Source organism: Streptomyces yerevanensis (assembly GCF_000716805.1).
GTDB lineage: Bacteria > Actinomycetota > Actinomycetes > Streptomycetales > Streptomycetaceae > Streptomyces > Streptomyces flaveus.
In genome coordinates this window covers 1-15,155 of sequence record NZ_JNWJ01000028.1, presented here as the reverse complement: position 1 = coordinate 15,155, position 15,155 = coordinate 1, and the positions used below count along the sequence as shown (strand labels likewise).

The following is a 15,155-nucleotide window of genomic DNA, read 5'->3' as shown; positions in this document are numbered from 1 at the left end:
CACTCACCGGACGGGACTTTCTATGCCATGTCCGGATCGTGAGATGTCTATTTCATTTCTCCGGTGGCCGATCACAGGAGATCTTCCGCCGGTTGTCTGCGTACGTCAGCGGGTCATCCGGCTGCGTACGTCAGTGCCTCATCCGACATCGAGGCGCAGCAGGTCCTCCTCCGTCTCCCGGCGGACGATCACCCGGGCCTCGCTGTCCCGGACCGCGACGACGGGCGGGCGCAGCGCGTGGTTGTAGTTGCTGGCCATGGAGCGGCAGTACGCCCCCGTGGCCGGCACGGCGATGAGGTCGCCCGGCGCGAGATCGGCGGGCAGGAAGGCGTCGCGTACGACGATGTCGCCGCTCTCGCAGTGCTTGCCGACGACGCGTACGAGCATGGGTTCGGCCTCGCTCACACGGGAGACGAGGGAGACGCTGTACTCGGCGTCGTACAGCGCGGTGCGGATGTTGTCCGACATGCCGCCGTCGACGGAGACGTACGTACGCAGTCCGTCGAGCGGCTTGATGGTGCCGACCTCGTACAGGGTGAAGGCGGTCGGGCCGACGATGGCGCGCCCTGGCTCGACGGAGATGCGGGGGGTGCGGAGCTTCGCGGACTCGCACTCGCGCGTGACGATCTCGTTCAGCGCCTTGGCGATCTCGTGCGGCTCGCTCGGATCGTCCTCGCTGGTGTAGGCGATACCGAGGCCGCCGCCGAGGTCGATCTCGGGCAGCTCGACGCCGTGCTCGTCGCGGATCTCGGCGAGCAGCTTGACCACCCGGCGCGCGGCGACCTCGAAACCGGCCATGTCGAAGATCTGCGAGCCGATGTGGCTGTGAATCCCGATGAGTTCGAGTCCGTCGAGGGCGAGGGCCCGCCGTACGGCCTCGGCGGCCTGCCCGTCCGCGAGCCCGATGCCGAACTTCTGGTCCTCGTGGGCCGTGGCGATGAACTCGTGCGTGTGCGCCTCGACGCCGACCGTCACCCGGATCTGCACGCGCTGCCGCCTGCCGAGCGACTCGGCGATGTGCGCGACGCGGACGATCTCCTGGAAGGAGTCGAGGACGATGCGTCCCACGCCGCTGCTGATGGCTTCGGTGATTTCCTCGGTGGACTTGTTGTTGCCGTGGAAGGCGATGCGGTCGGCGGGCATGCCGGCGGACAGGGCGGTGGTGAGTTCGCCGCCGGAGCAGACGTCGAGGTTGAGCCCCTCCTCGTGCAGCCAGCGCACGACGGCGCGCGACAGGAACGCCTTGCCGGCGTAGAAGACGTCGGCGTCCTCCCCGAAGGCAGTGCGCCAGGCGCGCGCCCGCGCACGGAAGTCGGCCTCGTCGATGAAGTACGCCGGGGTGCCGAACTCCTCGGCCAGCTTCTTCACATCGATGCCGCCGACGCTGACGACTCCGTCGGGCGTACGGGTGACGGTCTGCGCCCAGACCTTCGGGTCCAGGGCGTTGAGGTCGGTGGGCGGCGCGGTGTAGTGCCCCTCGGGCAGAACATCGGCGTGACGGGGCCCGGCGGGGTGTGCGGAACGGCTCATGACTTGTCTTTCTTCGGCTCTCTCAGAGGTGTTCGGGTGCGTCGATGCCGAGCAGGGTCAGGCCGCCGGCCAGCACCGTCCCGGCGGCTTCGGCAAGCGCCAGCCGGGCCCGGTGGGCGGCCGAGGGTTTCTCGTCACCCAGGGGGAGGACGCGGGTGACCTCCTGGTACCGGAGGAGGGCGTCGGCGATGACGACGAGGTGGCGGGCCAGGTGGTCGGGGGCGCGGCGGGTTGCCGCGGTGGCGAGGGCGGCGGGGTGGTCGGCCAGGGCCGTGAGGAGGGCGGCTGAGGAATGGTTGGGATTTTGTGGCTGTACGTCACCGGGGGCGCCGTCGAAGCCGAGGTCGGCGGCGTTGCGTCTGAGGGCTCGGGCGCGGGCGTGTGCGTAACGGACTCTGAAGAGGGGGTTGATCTCGCGCTGTACGAGGTGGTCGGCGGTGATCCGGGGCCGGTCGTGGGGGGCCGGGTGGAGAAGGGCCCAGCGGGCGGCGTCACGGCCGAGGGGGGTGGGGTCCTCGGGTGCCGGTACGGGGCGGAGGTTCACGTCGAGGGGGATGCGGTCCTCGGGTGCTGGTCCCGGCCGGGGATTCACGTCGAGAGGGGCGGGAGCGCCGGGTCGGCCGTGGGCGTCGACGGTCACGCCGAGGGGCTCGGCCCACGCGGGGTCCGGTTCGGCCTCGCAGGACGTACGGACGAGGGCACCCTGCGTACGGAGGATCCCGGCGAGCACCTGCCCACTGACCGCGGCGCGCACCTCGCACGGGTAGTGCAACTGCACGATCCGCCCGCTCGGTTCCTCGGCGTACCCATAGCGAACGCCGCGCCGCAGGATCTCCCGGACCAGGGCCTCCGCTCCCCCGTCGAGGGTGATGTTGAGGAAGCCGGGCCCGGTGATCTCGACGTGTGCGACACCCGCGGCCTCGGTGATGAGCGGCCGCAGGATCTCGGCGACATGACGTGGCGGACGCCCGGCGGGCCGGGCCAGCTGCAGGGCGACATTCGTGGCGTAGTCACCGCATCCCCCGGGCCCCGGCGGCGCCACCACGGCCCGCGCGGGCACGGCCACACTGAGCTCACCGGCGTCCACGGCGCGGCGCACGGCGCGCAGGACGGTACGGGAGAGCTCGACGGGGGTCACGGGGACAAGCGTATGGGAGGAGGGGGGTGGGTGAGCGAGCCGATTTGGGGAGGGTCCGGGATGTGGACGGGAGGATGTGGACGGTGCTGGGCCGGGCCGTCAGCGCACGGATCCGTGGGGCGCCGACCCGTCGGGGCCGGACCGTCACCCCTCCCCCTTCAAGCGCCGGCGCGCCCCGCCCGCTCGGCACACTCGGTCTCGCTCGTGGCTCCCGGGGCCCCGAGCGGACTCCCGAGGGAGGCTCCACCACCGCGCCGCTCCATCAACTGCCGTACGAGCCGCACGAGTTCGGCAGGCTCAAAGGGCTTGGCCAGAAAGGCGTCCACCCCCACATCGAGCCCGCCCTCGACCTCGTACTGCGAACAGGCGCTCACGACGGCGAGGGGCAGGTTCCGGGTCCGCGGATCGGCACGGAGCCGGGCGGCGGTCCGCAGCCCGTCGAGCCGGGGCATCACGACGTCCAGGGTGATGACATCGGGCCGCACGTGATGAACGACATCCAGACACTCGGCACCGTCAGCCGCGGTCACGACCTCGAAACCCTCCAGCTCGAGGTTGACCCTGATCAACTGCCGGATGACCTTGTTGTCGTCCACAACAAGCACCCGACCCGACGCGCCTGGCACAACTCGAGAGTAGGTCCGCTCCCCCGCCCGCGTCCGGCTTTTCCCCACTTCCACCCCGCCCGCGGGCCCGCGCCCCGACCCGTTTCCCCACACCAAAACCGGTTCCTGATGCCCTCGTAAGAGCTGGTAGGGTTCTACCCGTCGCCGCACAAACCGCGCCCGACACGCCCCCGTAGCTCAGGGGATAGAGCAACGGCCTCCGGAGCCGTGTGCGCAGGTTCGAATCCTGCCGGGGGCACTCGCCACACAGTCAGCAAGAATCAGGCGCTGAGCTGGGCGGATGCCGACATGAGAGAGCGGGAGTCAGTCTCACTGACTCCCGCTCTTTCTCGTTGTCTCTCACTGTTCACGCACTATCTGCGATACACGCGACACACCTCCGACACGCTCACACGCTGCTCACGCGCAGGGCGCCCCGCGACGACGTCGGGGGCTGCGCGGAAGGATGCGTACATGCCCAAACCGAAGAGCTTCACGGCGTGGTTGAAGACCCAAACCGATCGCGAGAGCGGCATCGGCGACATAGCCCGCGACGTCGCCGCTGATCCCGACTGGCCCTCACGGAAGGGGCGGGCGGGCCAGCGCGCCTATCTCGAAGAGTGCGGCGCCATCCCAGCCGCCATCGAGATGTTCGAGGAGGCCTGGGTTCGATACGAGGCGTACCGGGCGGCGCTAGGCGATGCCTGAGCCGCTAGCGCGGACCAACAGGGGTTCCGGCCGCTCGCTGCACCTCTAGTGCCGCGTCAGGCAACGTTTGCGATGTTCGTCGTTGACCCTGAGCCGACGGTAGGTGACGTGGCACCGTGCATCGAAGTCGAGCGTTATGGGCGCCGTCCCGTTGCGAACCTGAACGCCCCGAGCGCCGAATCGGTCGCGCGCTCGGTCTGCGGTCTGGTTCGCATCACGACGGTGTTGAGTAGGTGGGATCGGGCGCCGATGAGAAATGGCGCCGACAGTCGTCTAAGTACGGTCCGGTGAAAACGCGCTGCGCGCATCAAGGGAGAGCAACGAGATGAGACCACTTCGATACTCGATCAACGTCACGCTCGACGGCTGCTGCCATCACGAGGCAGGGCTCCCCCCGGACGAGGAGTCGATGCGCTACTGGACCGCTGAGATGGAGCGAGCCGATGCCCTGCTATTCGGCCGGGTGACCTACGAGATGATGGAGTCGGCGTGGCGGAAGCCGGCCACGGACACGTGGCCTGACTGGATGGATGAGTGGCGCATCCCGTTCGCCGAGACCATCGACCGGGCGAAGAAGTACGTCGTGTCGAGCACGCTGAGCGGGGTCGATTGGAATGCCGAGCTGGTGCGAGGCGACTTGGGGCAAGCGGTTCAGCGGCTCAAGCAGGAGTCAGGCGAGGGCCTGTGGGTGGGTGGCGTGACGCTCCCCCTGGCGTTGGCAGATCTGGGACTGATCGACGAGTACGGGTTCCTTGTGCAGCCGGTCCTTGCCGGACACGGGCCGACGTTGCTCGCCGGTCTGCGCGAGCGCATCCAGCTCGAGCCCGTGGACCGCCATGAGTTCCGGTCGGGGGCGGTCGCCCTGCGATACCGGCCCACGCGAGTTACGGCTTGACGTGATTTGTCCTGGCACGTTGGCCGCTCCCTCGCGACGGAACGACGGCTCGGGGTCGCGTTGGCCGCGCTGGCCGCGCTGGCCGTGCTGGCCGTGCCCCCGAACGCGCGGACATATCGACGGGGGACATCGCCCCGAGGTGCCGGTAGCGGACAGGGCAAACGTTGCCTGACGTGGCACTAGCGCTAGAGGGCGGTCCGAGTCGCCCGGACCGCCCTCGCAACGCGATGCAACGGGCCGCTATGCGGCGTCTCCCTCCTCCTCCAATGCCTTTGTGATCTTCGCGTTGGCGGCTTCCTCGTGGCCGTCGATGCAGCCGTGGTAGCGGCGGTGGATCACTTCCGGGGAGTTGCCGACCCGCCGGGCCACCTCAGCGATCGGAACCCCTGCGTTCAGCCACCGCGTGATGCATGCGTGCCGCAGGTCGTACGGGCGACCGGCGAGCGGCGAATCGACGCGGTCCGGCGGGAGGGCGAACAGCCGCGCTTCCTCCCACGCCCGCCAGTAGGTGGATGAGCCGACCAGTCCCCCGCGCTCATTGCCGAACACGCGCCCTTCCTTGGCGGTCCCGAACTCCTTCAGGTGAGCCCGGAGGATGGCGACCAGGACCGGCGGGATGGGGACCGGCCGGTCAGTGGACGCCTCGCGTGCCTTCAGGCCCCGGCGGTCGTGCCGCTCCCCCGAGTCCGTCCACTGCTTCCCGGAGACGGGGCGCGTCTCCGCCAGGGTCAGCGTGTCCCAACCCGTCTCCGGCAGGTGGCAGTCCGACAGTCGGAGCCCGACCGCTTCGGCGGGCCGGAGTCCGGCGAAGTACAGGACCGCGTAGAAGGCCGCCAGACGCCGCCCACGGCAGCGATCCCACGATCCGACGACGAGACGGCGGTGAGCAACTGCCGGGCCTGTACGGCGTTCACGAGGACGCGCCGGTCAACCGTGTCCTTGGAGCCGACGTACTTCCGGCGGGCACGCTGAAGCGGGTTCTCCGGAAGCACGTCGGCGACCACGGCGTGTTCGAGGGCGGTGTTCAGGGCCCGGCGACGTCGTCTGTACGTGTCGCCTGCCGCCGGTGTGCCGTCCAGCTTGTAGCTGAGCCGGTAGAGCACGTCCTCGAACACCTCGGCGTCTGCACCGGCGCCCGACGATCGGGCTGGTCGGGGCCCTGATGCTGGGTGTGCTATTCGGCGTGGGCTGGACGCAGTGCATCGGCCCCACCCTGGCCGCCATGCAGGCGCTCGCCTTCAGTGAGGCCAGCGCTGGGCGCGGCGCGGTCCTGACCGTCGCCTACTGTGCCGGGTTGGGGGCGCCCTTCCTCGTGGCCGGGCCGGCGTTCCGCAAGGCGCTCGGTGTGTTCGCCTGGGTGAAGGCCCACTACCAGTGGGTGATGCGGATCGGCGGCGGCATGATGATCGCCACCAGCCTGCTGATGGTCACCGGGGTGTGGAGCTACCTGATCAGCCAGATGCAGTCCTGGTCGGCCGGCTTCACCGTCGGCATCTGAATCCTCCCGCTACGTTCTGAACCCTCCCGCTACTTACTGTCTACTTTTGATCTTGGCCAGTGCTCCGCCCTTCAGGGCGGGGGTGAAGGCCATCTCGGAACTGCTCTGACCCGCACTGTTCGCACGGGTCCGCAGTGTTGCCATCAGCCTGTGGGGCGTTGCTGGTTCTCGATGTACTGGCGTACGGCGGTCAGCGGTGCCCCGCCGCAGGATCCGGCGAAGTAGGAGCCGGACCAGAAGTGGCCGCCCCACAGATAGCGGCGGACGTGAGCGTTGTACTCCTTGCGCAGCAGGCGGGCGGAGACGCCCTTGAGGGAGTTGACCAGTTTGGAGAGCTGGACCTTCGGCGGGTAGTGCACCAGGAGGTGCACGTGGCCCTCTTCACCGTTGAACTGCTTCAGCTCGGCCTCGAAGTCGGTGCAGACCTCCCGCATGATCTCCTCGCACCTGATCAGCATGGCGTCGGTGAACGCCTTCCGTCGGTACTTGGTGACGAACACCAAGTGGACATGCAGGTTGTACACGACGTGACGGCCGGTGCGTACATCGGGGTTTGGGTTCCAACGTGGCGACATAAACCAAATGGTACAGTGATCGTGCGAACACGGAGCGTGCTCTGGAGGAGTGGCAGTTCGGGCATCGCGCCCGGCTGGCGCTGACGCCTGCGCAGGTCCGGCTCGTGGATGATCAGGCTCATGCGGCGCGGGCGATGTGGAATCAGCTCCACGACCTGTGGACCATGACGCCGAAGTGCCAGAGATCGCTGTCCCGCATGGACCAGACGTTGCGTCAGGCCCGTAAGGAGATCGACTGGTACGCGGTGCTGCCCGCACAAGCCGCGCGGGCGGTCCTCAAGACGTACTTCCAGGCGTGGAAGAACTGCTGGGACAAACGGGCCGAGGAGCCCACCTTCAAGGCCCGCATCCGCACCGTCATGTCCGTGGACATCCCGCAGGGCCGGGACCTCCAGATCAAGCGGGTGCACCGACGGTGGGGCATGGTCAACATCCCCAAGGTCGGCCGCGTCCGGTTCCGCTGGACCCGTGATCTGCCGATGGGCAAGGCAGCGAACAAGGAGAACCGGATCACCGGGGCGCGGCTGGTCAAGGACGCGCTCGGCTGACACATCGCCTTCCGCGTCCAGACCCTTCAGCCCAGGCCCGAACCGCATGGCGGCGGCGAGGTCGGCATCGACGCCGGGGTGAACCTGCCTCTGGCCCTGTCCGACGGCAACCACCAGGACCACGGGCGGCCGCCCCGGCTCCCGGACGGCACCGCCGACCGGGACAAGTGGCTGAACCCGGACGAGAAAGCCAAGTTGCTCCGCCTGGAACAGCGGGCCGCACACCGCAAATCCTTCCGCAAGCCGAAGGAGCGCAGCTCCAACCGGCTGCGGAACACCTATGACCAGATCAACCAGCTCCGCGCAAGAGCCACGCGCCGCGCCGTTGACTGGCAGCACCAGACCACAACAAACCTCGCCCGCACCTACGGCACGGTCGTGGTCGAACAACTCAACATCACGAACATGGTCAAGTCCGCCAGGGGAACCATCGAGGAACCGGGGAAGAACGTCGCGCAGAAGTCCGGCCTGAACCGCTCCATCAGCCAAGAGGCATGGGGCCGCACCGTGACAATGCTGACGTACAAGACCGCCCGCCACGGCGGCACCCTCGCCAAGGTCCCCGCCCCGAACACCTCCCTGCGCTGCTCCACGTGCGGCTTCATCACGCCCGGCAGCCGGGAGGACCAGGCCACGTTCGTATGCAAGAACCCCGACTGCGGCTGGGAAGGCAACGCCGACCACAACGCAGCCCGGAACATCTTGCACCTGTACCGGATGGGCCACGCGCTCATCCCGGCTGCCGGGAGGGCAGTCGTCAGGCGCACCCGTGGCGCCAAACCCGCCACCGCAAGGTAGGCGGGAGTCTCCTTCCTGAGCTTGCCGAAGGAAGGAGAACACTTCAAGGATGTGGATTCCGGCTCCGGCCGGTTGATTCACGACCGGCGGCTGAGGAACCGTTTCCGGGACCGGTGCGCGGGGTGCGCACGGCGAGAAGAGCGAGGTCGTCGTGGCCGTCGCCGGGGTTCTGGTCGGCCAGCGTGCAGCAGAGTGCGTCGAGGGGCAGCCCGACGTGGGCGGCGGCGGTGGCGGCAAGCGTGTCCAGTCCGGCGTCCAGCGGGTGCTCGGGGTGTTCCACCAGGCCGTCGGTGAACAGCAGCACTGTGTCTCCGGGCGTCAGCGGGTGGGTGTGGTCGGGGCGCGGCAGGCGGGTGTCGACGCCCAGCGGCACGCCGGGTTCGGCCTGCAGGTAGCGGGTGCGGCCGTCGGCGGTGAGGAGCATGGGCGGCAGGTGGCCGGCCGTCGACCAGTGCAGGCGCCAGCCGTCGCCGTCGGGTTCGATGCGGGCCAGGCAGGCGGTGGTGACGGGGGCCTCGGTGATGGAGTGCAGAATGTCGTCGAGCCGGTCCAGGACCAGGCTCGGCGGGGTGAGCCGGTCGTACAGCAGGGCGCGGAGCATGTTGCGGGTCTGCGCCATGACGGCCGCCGCCGTCAGGTCGTGGCCCAGCACGTCGCCGATGATCGCGGCGCACGCACCGTCCGGGAGCAGCAGGGCGTCGTACCAGTCGCCGCCCAGGTGGTGGTCGGGGGCGGTCGCCGGCCGGTATACCGCGGCCGCGGTGAACGGGGCCAGGTCGGGCAGCGTGGGCAGCAGCAGGCGCTGGAACTGCTCGGCGGAGGTACGCACCCGCTGATACAGCCGGGCGTTCTCGATGGCGATGCCGGCGGCCCCGGCCAGCGCGAGGACGACAGCCGCGTCCTGTTCGTCGAACGGTTTGCCGTCGCGTCGGTCGGTCAGATAGAGGTTGCCGTAGATGCGCCCGTGCACGCCGATCGCCACCCCGAGCAGGGTCCGCATCGACGGATGCCCGGTGGGGAAGCCGACCGCGTCCGGATGGTGCGGTACGTCGTCCACGCGCAGCGGTTCGTGCTGCTCGATCAGGTGGGCGAGCAGGCCGCGGCCGTGCGGGGGGTGTATGTCGGCCAGGGCCTGGTGCTCGGTGTCGCTCAGGCCCAGCGGGATGAAGTCCTCAAGGCCCGTACGGTCCTCGCCGAACACGCCGAGGGCGCCGTAGCGGGCGTTCACCAGCTGCATCGCGGCGCTCACGATCTCCCGCAGCACCACCGGCAGCTCCAGCTCGCGGCCGACCGCGAGCACCGCGTCCAGCAGCGCCTGCATGCGTCCCTGAGCCCGGGTGAGTTGTCCGACCTGCTCGGCGATGCCGACCAGGTCCGCATCCCCGGCCGGACCGGAAGCCGTCGGCGACTGCCGGCGCTGAAGGCTCTCGTCGCCGCTCATCGGCGCCTCACCTCTTCCCGGCCGCCCCGGGTTCTGTGGCGGATACGGCCACATCGCACACCCTAGTGCCCCGGTAGCCCTCTCGCCCCGCCGTGGGCGCCGCGGCAGGAGCGGCCTTACAGCAGTTGCCACACGCCGTCAGGCGATCTCTCCGCCTCGTCGGCTCGGAGGGTGTGGCCTGCGGCTTGAGCGGGGGCCAGGTGTACACCCGCACCCGATAACGAACCCAGCGTCGGGAGGGGTCCCCCGGGGACGGACATGCCCGCACGAGTGAAGCGCGGCGCGGCGATGGTGGTCGTGGGCGTACTGGCCGTCGGCGGTTGTTCGTCGGACAAGGACACGGACACGTCCGAGGCCAAGCAGTCGGCGAGCCCGGTACCGAGCCGTGCGCTCGTCGTCTGGGCCGACGGGATGTGTGAGTCCACCAGTGCCCAAGCAATGTCCAAGGGACGCACCAGGGAATTCCTGTTGGGCGTCCGCAAGGAGCTGGAGCGATGAAACACGCCATTAACGCCACTAAGGATTTGGGTACTGAGGGGTGGCACAAGCCGCGGAGCGGCAGCAACAACGGCAATTGCGTCGAAGTGAAAAAGCTTGACGGTGGGCACGTGGCGCTCAGGCAGTCCACGGACCCTGAGAGCCCCGCACTCATCTGCACCTCCTCCACGATCGCCGAATTCGTCGGGGCAGCCAAGGCCGGAGTGACGGACTTCCTGGTCACGTGAGACACCGGTTCGCAAAAACACCATTCAACCGCATCCATATGAGGTTTTACGGTCACACCCATTTAGCAGCGGAGGACTGAAGTGACAGATGCAGGATTCAGCACGGACGAAATCGACACCAGCAAACCTCACTCGGCCCGCATGTACGACTACTTCCTCGGAGGCAAGGACAACTATCCCGTCGACTGGGAAGCCGCAGAAAAGGTGATCTCCTTGTTCCCTGCCGTTGAAGAAATGGCACGGGTCAACCGCGATTTCATGTACCGGGCCTCCCGGCTATTGACTGAGCGAGGGATCAATCAATTCCTCGACATCGGCACTGGAATACCGACCGAGCCGAACCTCCATCAGGTCGTCCAGGCCATCACACCCAGCGCCCGTGTGGTCTACGCGGACAACGACCCGATCGTCCTCAGGCATGCCGAGGCGCTTCTTCACAGCACGCCAGAAGGGAGGACCGCCTACATCCAAGCCGACGTGAGAGAGCCGGGAAGGATCCTCGCAGCGGCGAAAGAGACCCTCGACTTCGAGCAGCCCATCGCTCTGTCTTTGGTGGCCCTCCTGCATCTGGTGGCAGATGACGACGATCCCTACCGGATCGTGGGTGAGCTGCTCAAGCCGCTGGCAGCCGGGAGCTATCTGGCGCTTTCCCATGCGACAGGAGATTTCGATCCCGAGACATGGGAGCGCGTTGTCAACGTCTACCGCAGGGGAGGAACTCCCGCGACAGTTCGGTCGCGCAGCGAATTTTCGAGGTTCTTCGAAGGCCTTGAGCTGGTCGACCCTGGCATAGAACTCGCCGCACTCTGGCACCCAGAGCTCGGGGAACAGCACAGTCAGAGGGAGCAGATCCCGCTGTATGTGGGGGTCGCCCGCAAACTGTGAAGCCCCTGCGCCAGCGTCACGGGCTTGGGCCTCGTGTCCGCTTTCCCCGCAAGAGGCTACCGTTCACGGTGACCACCTCCTGCAGCAACTCCGCGCACTGACCTTGAAGTTACGTCGGTACATGGGTGTATGTCAGAGGCAGTGCTGCTGTCCCTCGGGTCACCGCACTGCCGCTGGGTCAGTCGGTCACGTCCGCGGACGTGACCGGGCGGCCGCAGAGCGCGCGTCCTTCGACTGGCTTGAGCAGGGGCGTGTTCTGGACACCTCCGACGCGGTTGGCCCACCAGACAGTCAGTTCGCGTACGAAGAACATCGGCAGTCGCCGGTAACGGCGAGGCTTCTGGAAGACCCCGACGGAATCACCCCAGTAGGCATGTTTGGCGTCAATGGCCGAGTAATTGTGCCGGATTCCCGCCATCGGCGGAAAATCGGTGTAGGCCTCGCGCAATTCGAGTCCCGAGTACGCAGCCATGGCTCGGAACCCGTCTGGGTAGTAGCGCCAGCAATCCTGTGCATCGTGCACATGGCCGCGCGACGGTGCCGTGACGAATGCCATTCCCCTGGGCTTCAGCACACGCGCGATCTCCATCATCGTCACCCAGAAGAACGGGATGTGTTCGAATGCTTGACCTGAGAGCACAAAGTCCGTGCTGTTGGACTTCACTGGAATGCGGTACGGCTTGGCCATGACCACATCCACATTCTGTCCATCGAGTACATCAACGCCCACATAGTCGATGTCATGCTGACCCAGCATGTCTTTATGCGTGACACTCTGTTTGTCTGACACACGCGATCCAAGATCCACGACCCGGTGCCGCCGGTTCGTCGGCATGTACTCCTTCACGCAGAGTTCCATCTGCTCGTATGCAGACCTGTGCATCAGTGTTGCCTCTCGATGTGCCCCCACCTGAATGGACATGTCCCACAACTCCAATCGGCAGAAGGAGTCACGCTCCTGAACTGCGCGACAGCAAGACGGAACGTCGGCGTACAACCTCGAAAATAGAGTCGTCACCCATGCCGCTGGGCGGCGGTTCGTTGTCCACAGGCTGTGAACCGCCTCTCCGGCGGTGACGGCCGGCGCCCAGTCGCAGACGCGGTCGCCCTTGGAGCCACGTCGGGGGCACTCGCCGAGGATCAGTAGAAATCAAGCTCTGAGCAGGGCGAATACCGACATGAGAGAACGGGACCCAGTCTCACTGAGTCCCGCTCTTTGTCGTTGCTGATCACGGTTCACGCGTGAGGGGCGCGTGAACCGTGTGATCACGTCGGTGTCAGGGCTCCAGCCCGCTGGCCCTGGCGATGCCCTCGACCTCACGCCGTAGGTGCTCCCGCTCGGCGTCGCTTTGCACGGGTTCGGTTCCGGTGAGGGTGCTGAAGTCGACGAGCGTGTGCGCACCGAGGGGGCCCAGAAGATCCAGGAGCTGGTTCAGCCTCCGCCCGAACTCGGGGGTGAACAGCTCCTGTTCGCGTGGCGACAGCTCGATGTCGATATCGACGTTGCGGTGGACGAGTGCGTCGTTCGTACCCTTGAGGATGCGTAGCAGCAGCTCGTACGACTCGGGGTCGAGGCCGCTTTGGAGCTCGGACAGGTAGAGCGCGAACTGCTTGGTGCTCTCCAGGAATACGTCTTCGTTCATGCACGTATCGTGCCGGATCCCCGGCAATACTCCGGGGCGTTTCAGCTGATCGGATGCCATTTCGCCCACGGACTTGACAGGAGTTCGGGTTCCCGGCTCCCGAGCTGCCCCGGCCGACTTCATCCGTACAGCGGGCACCGGCTTGCATTCTGTCGTCAACACCCGGTGAACACCTCCGCCGGCAGCGCCGCTTGCAGAGGGATGTGATGGCACGGCAGGGTTTCGGGACGTGGCCACCTTGTTGATCGTGCATCACACGCCTTCGCCCAACTGCCAGGCGATGTTCGAAGCCGTCGTGTCCGGCGCGACGGCACCGGAGATCGAGGGCGTACGGGTCGTACGGCTCGCCGCGCTGTCCGCGACGGCGTCGGACGTACTGGCCGCGGACGGATATCTGCTCGGCACTCCGGCGAACCTCGGCTACATGTCCGGTGCCCTCAAGCATTTCTTCGACCAGGTGTACTACCCATGCCTGGACGCGACACGCGGTCGCCCGTTCGGCTTCTACGTGCACGGCGGAAGTGACACGACAGGGGCCCTGCGCGGGATCGAGTCGATCACGACGGGCCTCGGCTGGCGCCGTGCGGCCGAGCCGGTGACCGTCACCGGTGAGCCGGGCAAGGCCGGCATCGAGGCGTGCTGGGAGCTCGGCGCGACGGTCGCGGCCGGGTTGATGGACTGAGCGCCTGGAAGCGAGGAGGCTCTCAGCCCGCGCGCCTTGGCAGACTGCCGACGCTGATCATGGACATGCGTGACCACGCCGGCGCGACTGAGCCGGACGACACCGACCGCTGACCCCACCGGCCCGTTCGCACCCCGAGGCCCCCGTCCTGACCACCGGAGTGCGGTCAGCAGCACTCGCAGCCGTCCCGGCAGCCGCAGTCGCCCCCGGTCCGTGCGGCCGTGACGGAAACGGGCGCGGCACAGCAGCCGTCCCCGCGCCAGGCGTCCCGCCCCTCCTTGACCGCCACCGCCGCGATGACCAGGGCCGCGATCGGGTCGGCCCACGACCAGCCGAGGACGGCGTTGGCGATGAGGCCGACGAGCAGGACAGCGGAGAGGTACGTACACAGCAGCGTCTGCTTGGAGTCGGCCACGGCGGAGGCGGAGCCCAGTGCGCGCCCCGCCCGCCGCTGGGCCGCGGACAGGAACGGCATCACGGCCAGCGACAGAGCTGCCAGCACGATCCCTGGAACGGAGCGCTCCGCCTCTCCCGTACCCGAGAGGGCGCGTACGGCGTCCACAGCGACGTACGCGGCAAGGGCGAAGAAGGAGACGGCGATGATCCGGAGCGTCGTCCGCTCGCGGGCCTCGCGCACGGCATGGTCGCGGGCGGAGAACTGCCAGGCGACCGCCGCGGCCGAGGAGACCTCGATGACCGAGTCGAGCCCGAAGCCGATCAAGGCGGTGGAGGAGGCCAGCGTGCCCGCGGTGATCGCGACGATCGCCTCGATGACGTTGTAGGTGATCGTGACGGCCACGAGCAGGCGTATCCGGCGGGTGAGCGCCTCGCGCCGGGCGGGCGAGGGTCCGAGAGATATCGCGGTCACGGTCAGCAGCAGCCCTTCTCGTCCGTGTCGGGGCAGGTGCGGTCGGTCTCCACCGCCACGATGGCGGTACGCAGGTCGTCCAGCGCGTGTCCGAGGCGGGGGTCGGCGAGTTCGTAGCGGATGCGGCGCCCGACCGGTACGGCGACCACCAGGCCGCAGTCGCGCAGGCACGCCAGGTGGTTGGACAGGCGGGTGCGCGAGATGCCCAGCTGGTCGGCCAGATCGGAGGGGTGGGCCGGCGCCTGGCGCAGAGCGAGCAGCAGGCGGCAGCGGATGGGATCGGCGAGGGCGCGGCCGAAGCGGGCGAGGACGTCGATCTCGGTGGCAAGAGTCAGCACCTTCACAACGATACATGGATTCCTGAATTCAGAAATCCATGTATTCAGTCACCCTTGGTCCCATCGGTGACCCACCGGCCTGCTGGTGACCGGCCGCGGCTGGTCACCAGCACAGTGGCAGCGCTGGGCGGCGGACGCGCTCGCCCGGCAGCTCTTGCCATGAGCGAGGCGTTGGCTATTTGAGTCCGGAGGTGGAGACTCCGGCGATGAAGCCGCGCTGGAGGATCAGGAAGAGCGCCAGCACGGGCACGACGTACATCACGGTGCCTGCTGCGACG

The 15,155-nt window shown here is 67.8% G+C and carries 15 protein-coding genes, 1 tRNA gene and 4 pseudogenes; 9 read left to right on the top strand and 11 right to left on the bottom strand.

From position 1 onward, the window contains the following. Nucleotides 1-138: 138 nt before the first annotated feature. The 3 genes from lysA to OP79_RS27390 form a co-directional block, all read right to left on the bottom strand. On the bottom strand, nucleotides 139-1,530 hold the full coding sequence (gene lysA / locus OP79_RS27400) for a diaminopimelate decarboxylase (protein ID WP_033323846.1): 1,392 nt from the start codon (nucleotides 1,528-1,530) through the stop codon (nucleotides 139-141). Between the two features lie 22 nt (nucleotides 1,531-1,552). Beyond that, a complete protein-coding gene (gene nrtL, locus OP79_RS27395; protein ID WP_033323845.1) occupies nucleotides 1,553-2,668 on the bottom strand; it encodes an ArgS-related anticodon-binding protein NrtL in 1,116 nt (371 codons plus the stop codon). A gap of 158 nt (nucleotides 2,669-2,826) precedes the next feature. Beyond that, complete coding sequence (locus tag OP79_RS27390; RefSeq protein ID WP_425428616.1) at nucleotides 2,827-3,348, bottom strand: response regulator; 522 nt, start codon at nucleotides 3,346-3,348, stop codon at nucleotides 2,827-2,829. Nucleotides 3,349-3,460: 112 nt separating this feature from the next. Between OP79_RS27390 and OP79_RS27385 the strand changes: the two genes are divergently transcribed. The 3 genes from OP79_RS27385 to OP79_RS27375 all read left to right on the top strand — a co-directional run bounded on the left by OP79_RS27385 (nucleotide 3,461) and on the right by OP79_RS27375 (nucleotide 4,876). Then, nucleotides 3,461-3,532, top strand: a tRNA-Arg gene (locus OP79_RS27385). 215 nt (nucleotides 3,533-3,747) lie between these two features. After that, on the top strand, nucleotides 3,748-3,981 hold the full coding sequence (locus OP79_RS55395) for a YozE family protein (protein WP_051744963.1): 234 nt from the start codon (nucleotides 3,748-3,750) through the stop codon (nucleotides 3,979-3,981). Between the two features lie 325 nt (nucleotides 3,982-4,306). Further along, nucleotides 4,307-4,876: a dihydrofolate reductase family protein gene (locus OP79_RS27375; RefSeq protein ID WP_033323843.1), complete on the top strand. Its 570-nt coding sequence runs from the start codon at nucleotides 4,307-4,309 to the stop codon at nucleotides 4,874-4,876. A 240-nt stretch (nucleotides 4,877-5,116) separates the two neighbouring features. On the opposite strand, the pseudogene OP79_RS49855 reads toward OP79_RS27375, so the two are convergent. Continuing rightward, a pseudogene (locus OP79_RS49855) lies at nucleotides 5,117-6,000 on the bottom strand (tyrosine-type recombinase/integrase); the annotation flags it as partial. On the opposite strand from OP79_RS49855, the pseudogene OP79_RS27365 reads away from it, so the two are divergent. Beyond that, nucleotides 5,997-6,374 (top strand): annotated as a pseudogene (locus tag OP79_RS27365) (cytochrome c biogenesis CcdA family protein); the annotation flags it as partial. The pseudogenes OP79_RS49855 and OP79_RS27365 overlap by 4 nt on opposite strands. A gap of 143 nt (nucleotides 6,375-6,517) precedes the next feature. On the opposite strand, the gene tnpA reads toward OP79_RS27365, so the two are convergent. Beyond that, nucleotides 6,518-6,949, bottom strand: a complete 432-nt coding sequence (tnpA, locus tag OP79_RS27360) for an IS200/IS605 family transposase (protein WP_078492039.1) — start codon at nucleotides 6,947-6,949, stop codon at nucleotides 6,518-6,520. A 134-nt stretch (nucleotides 6,950-7,083) separates the two neighbouring features. On the opposite strand from tnpA, the pseudogene OP79_RS49850 reads away from it, so the two are divergent. Further along, nucleotides 7,084-8,295 (top strand): annotated as a pseudogene (locus OP79_RS49850) (RNA-guided endonuclease InsQ/TnpB family protein). Nucleotides 8,296-8,338: 43 nt separating this feature from the next. On the opposite strand, the gene OP79_RS27350 reads toward OP79_RS49850, so the two are convergent. Then, nucleotides 8,339-9,736, bottom strand: a complete 1,398-nt coding sequence (locus OP79_RS27350; protein ID WP_033323842.1) for a PP2C family protein-serine/threonine phosphatase — start codon at nucleotides 9,734-9,736, stop codon at nucleotides 8,339-8,341. A 258-nt stretch (nucleotides 9,737-9,994) separates the two neighbouring features. Between OP79_RS27350 and OP79_RS27345 the strand changes: the two genes are divergently transcribed. The 3 genes from OP79_RS27345 (at nucleotide 9,995) to OP79_RS27335 (ending at nucleotide 11,346) form a co-directional block, all read left to right on the top strand. Then, complete coding sequence (locus tag OP79_RS27345) at nucleotides 9,995-10,234, top strand: hypothetical protein (RefSeq protein WP_157857372.1); 240 nt, start codon at nucleotides 9,995-9,997, stop codon at nucleotides 10,232-10,234. Then, nucleotides 10,231-10,461 carry a DUF397 domain-containing protein gene (locus tag OP79_RS27340; protein WP_033323840.1) on the top strand — a complete coding sequence of 77 codons (231 nt, stop codon included), beginning with the start codon at nucleotides 10,231-10,233 and terminating at the stop codon, nucleotides 10,459-10,461. Before OP79_RS27345 ends, OP79_RS27340 begins: the two co-directional genes overlap by 4 nt. Before the next feature lie 81 nt (nucleotides 10,462-10,542). After that, on the top strand, nucleotides 10,543-11,346 hold the full coding sequence (locus OP79_RS27335) for an SAM-dependent methyltransferase (RefSeq protein WP_033323839.1): 804 nt from the start codon (nucleotides 10,543-10,545) through the stop codon (nucleotides 11,344-11,346). A gap of 178 nt (nucleotides 11,347-11,524) precedes the next feature. Here OP79_RS27335 and OP79_RS27330 read toward each other — a convergent pair whose 3' ends face one another. After that, nucleotides 11,525-12,229 carry a class I SAM-dependent methyltransferase gene (locus tag OP79_RS27330; RefSeq protein ID WP_033323837.1) on the bottom strand — a complete coding sequence of 235 codons (705 nt, stop codon included), beginning with the start codon at nucleotides 12,227-12,229 and terminating at the stop codon, nucleotides 11,525-11,527. Nucleotides 12,230-12,623: 394 nt separating this feature from the next. Next, nucleotides 12,624-12,989: a hypothetical protein gene (locus tag OP79_RS27325; RefSeq protein WP_033323835.1), complete on the bottom strand. Its 366-nt coding sequence runs from the start codon at nucleotides 12,987-12,989 to the stop codon at nucleotides 12,624-12,626. 229 nt (nucleotides 12,990-13,218) lie between these two features. On the opposite strand from OP79_RS27325, the gene OP79_RS27320 reads away from it, so the two are divergent. Beyond that, on the top strand, nucleotides 13,219-13,671 hold the full coding sequence (locus tag OP79_RS27320) for a flavodoxin family protein (RefSeq protein WP_033323833.1): 453 nt from the start codon (nucleotides 13,219-13,221) through the stop codon (nucleotides 13,669-13,671). A gap of 166 nt (nucleotides 13,672-13,837) precedes the next feature. On the opposite strand, the gene OP79_RS27315 is transcribed toward OP79_RS27320, so the two are convergent. The 3 genes and pseudogenes from OP79_RS27315 to OP79_RS57180 all read right to left on the bottom strand — a co-directional run. Beyond that, entirely contained in the window at nucleotides 13,838-14,539 is a 702-nt protein-coding gene (locus OP79_RS27315) for a cation efflux transmembrane domain-containing protein (RefSeq protein ID WP_033323832.1), read from the bottom strand. Between the two features lie 2 nt (nucleotides 14,540-14,541). Beyond that, on the bottom strand, nucleotides 14,542-14,877 hold the full coding sequence (locus OP79_RS27310) for an ArsR/SmtB family transcription factor (RefSeq protein ID WP_033323967.1): 336 nt from the start codon (nucleotides 14,875-14,877) through the stop codon (nucleotides 14,542-14,544). 175 nt (nucleotides 14,878-15,052) lie between these two features. Beyond that, a pseudogene (locus OP79_RS57180) lies at nucleotides 15,053-15,155 on the bottom strand (carbohydrate ABC transporter permease); the annotation flags it as partial.

Excerpts from the sequence above, each read along its gene's own strand:
- OP79_RS27325 (WP_033323835.1), bottom strand. The coding sequence starts at position 12,989 with ATGAACGAAGACGTATTCCTGGAGAGCACCAAGCAGTTCGCGCTCTAC.
- OP79_RS27340 (WP_033323840.1), top strand. The coding sequence starts at position 10,231 with ATGAAACACGCCATTAACGCCACTAAGGATTTGGGTACTGAGGGGTGG.
- lysA (WP_033323846.1), bottom strand. The coding sequence starts at position 1,530 with ATGAGCCGTTCCGCACACCCCGCCGGGCCCCGTCACGCCGATGTTCTG.
- OP79_RS27350 (WP_033323842.1), bottom strand. The coding sequence starts at position 9,736 with ATGAGCGGCGACGAGAGCCTTCAGCGCCGGCAGTCGCCGACGGCTTCC.
- tnpA (WP_078492039.1), bottom strand. The coding sequence starts at position 6,949 with ATGTCGCCACGTTGGAACCCAAACCCCGATGTACGCACCGGCCGTCAC.
- OP79_RS27330 (WP_033323837.1), bottom strand. The coding sequence starts at position 12,229 with ATGCACAGGTCTGCATACGAGCAGATGGAACTCTGCGTGAAGGAGTAC.
- OP79_RS27375 (WP_033323843.1), top strand. The coding sequence starts at position 4,307 with ATGAGACCACTTCGATACTCGATCAACGTCACGCTCGACGGCTGCTGC.
- OP79_RS55395 (WP_051744963.1), top strand. The coding sequence starts at position 3,748 with ATGCCCAAACCGAAGAGCTTCACGGCGTGGTTGAAGACCCAAACCGAT.
- OP79_RS27345 (WP_157857372.1), top strand. The coding sequence starts at position 9,995 with ATGCCCGCACGAGTGAAGCGCGGCGCGGCGATGGTGGTCGTGGGCGTA.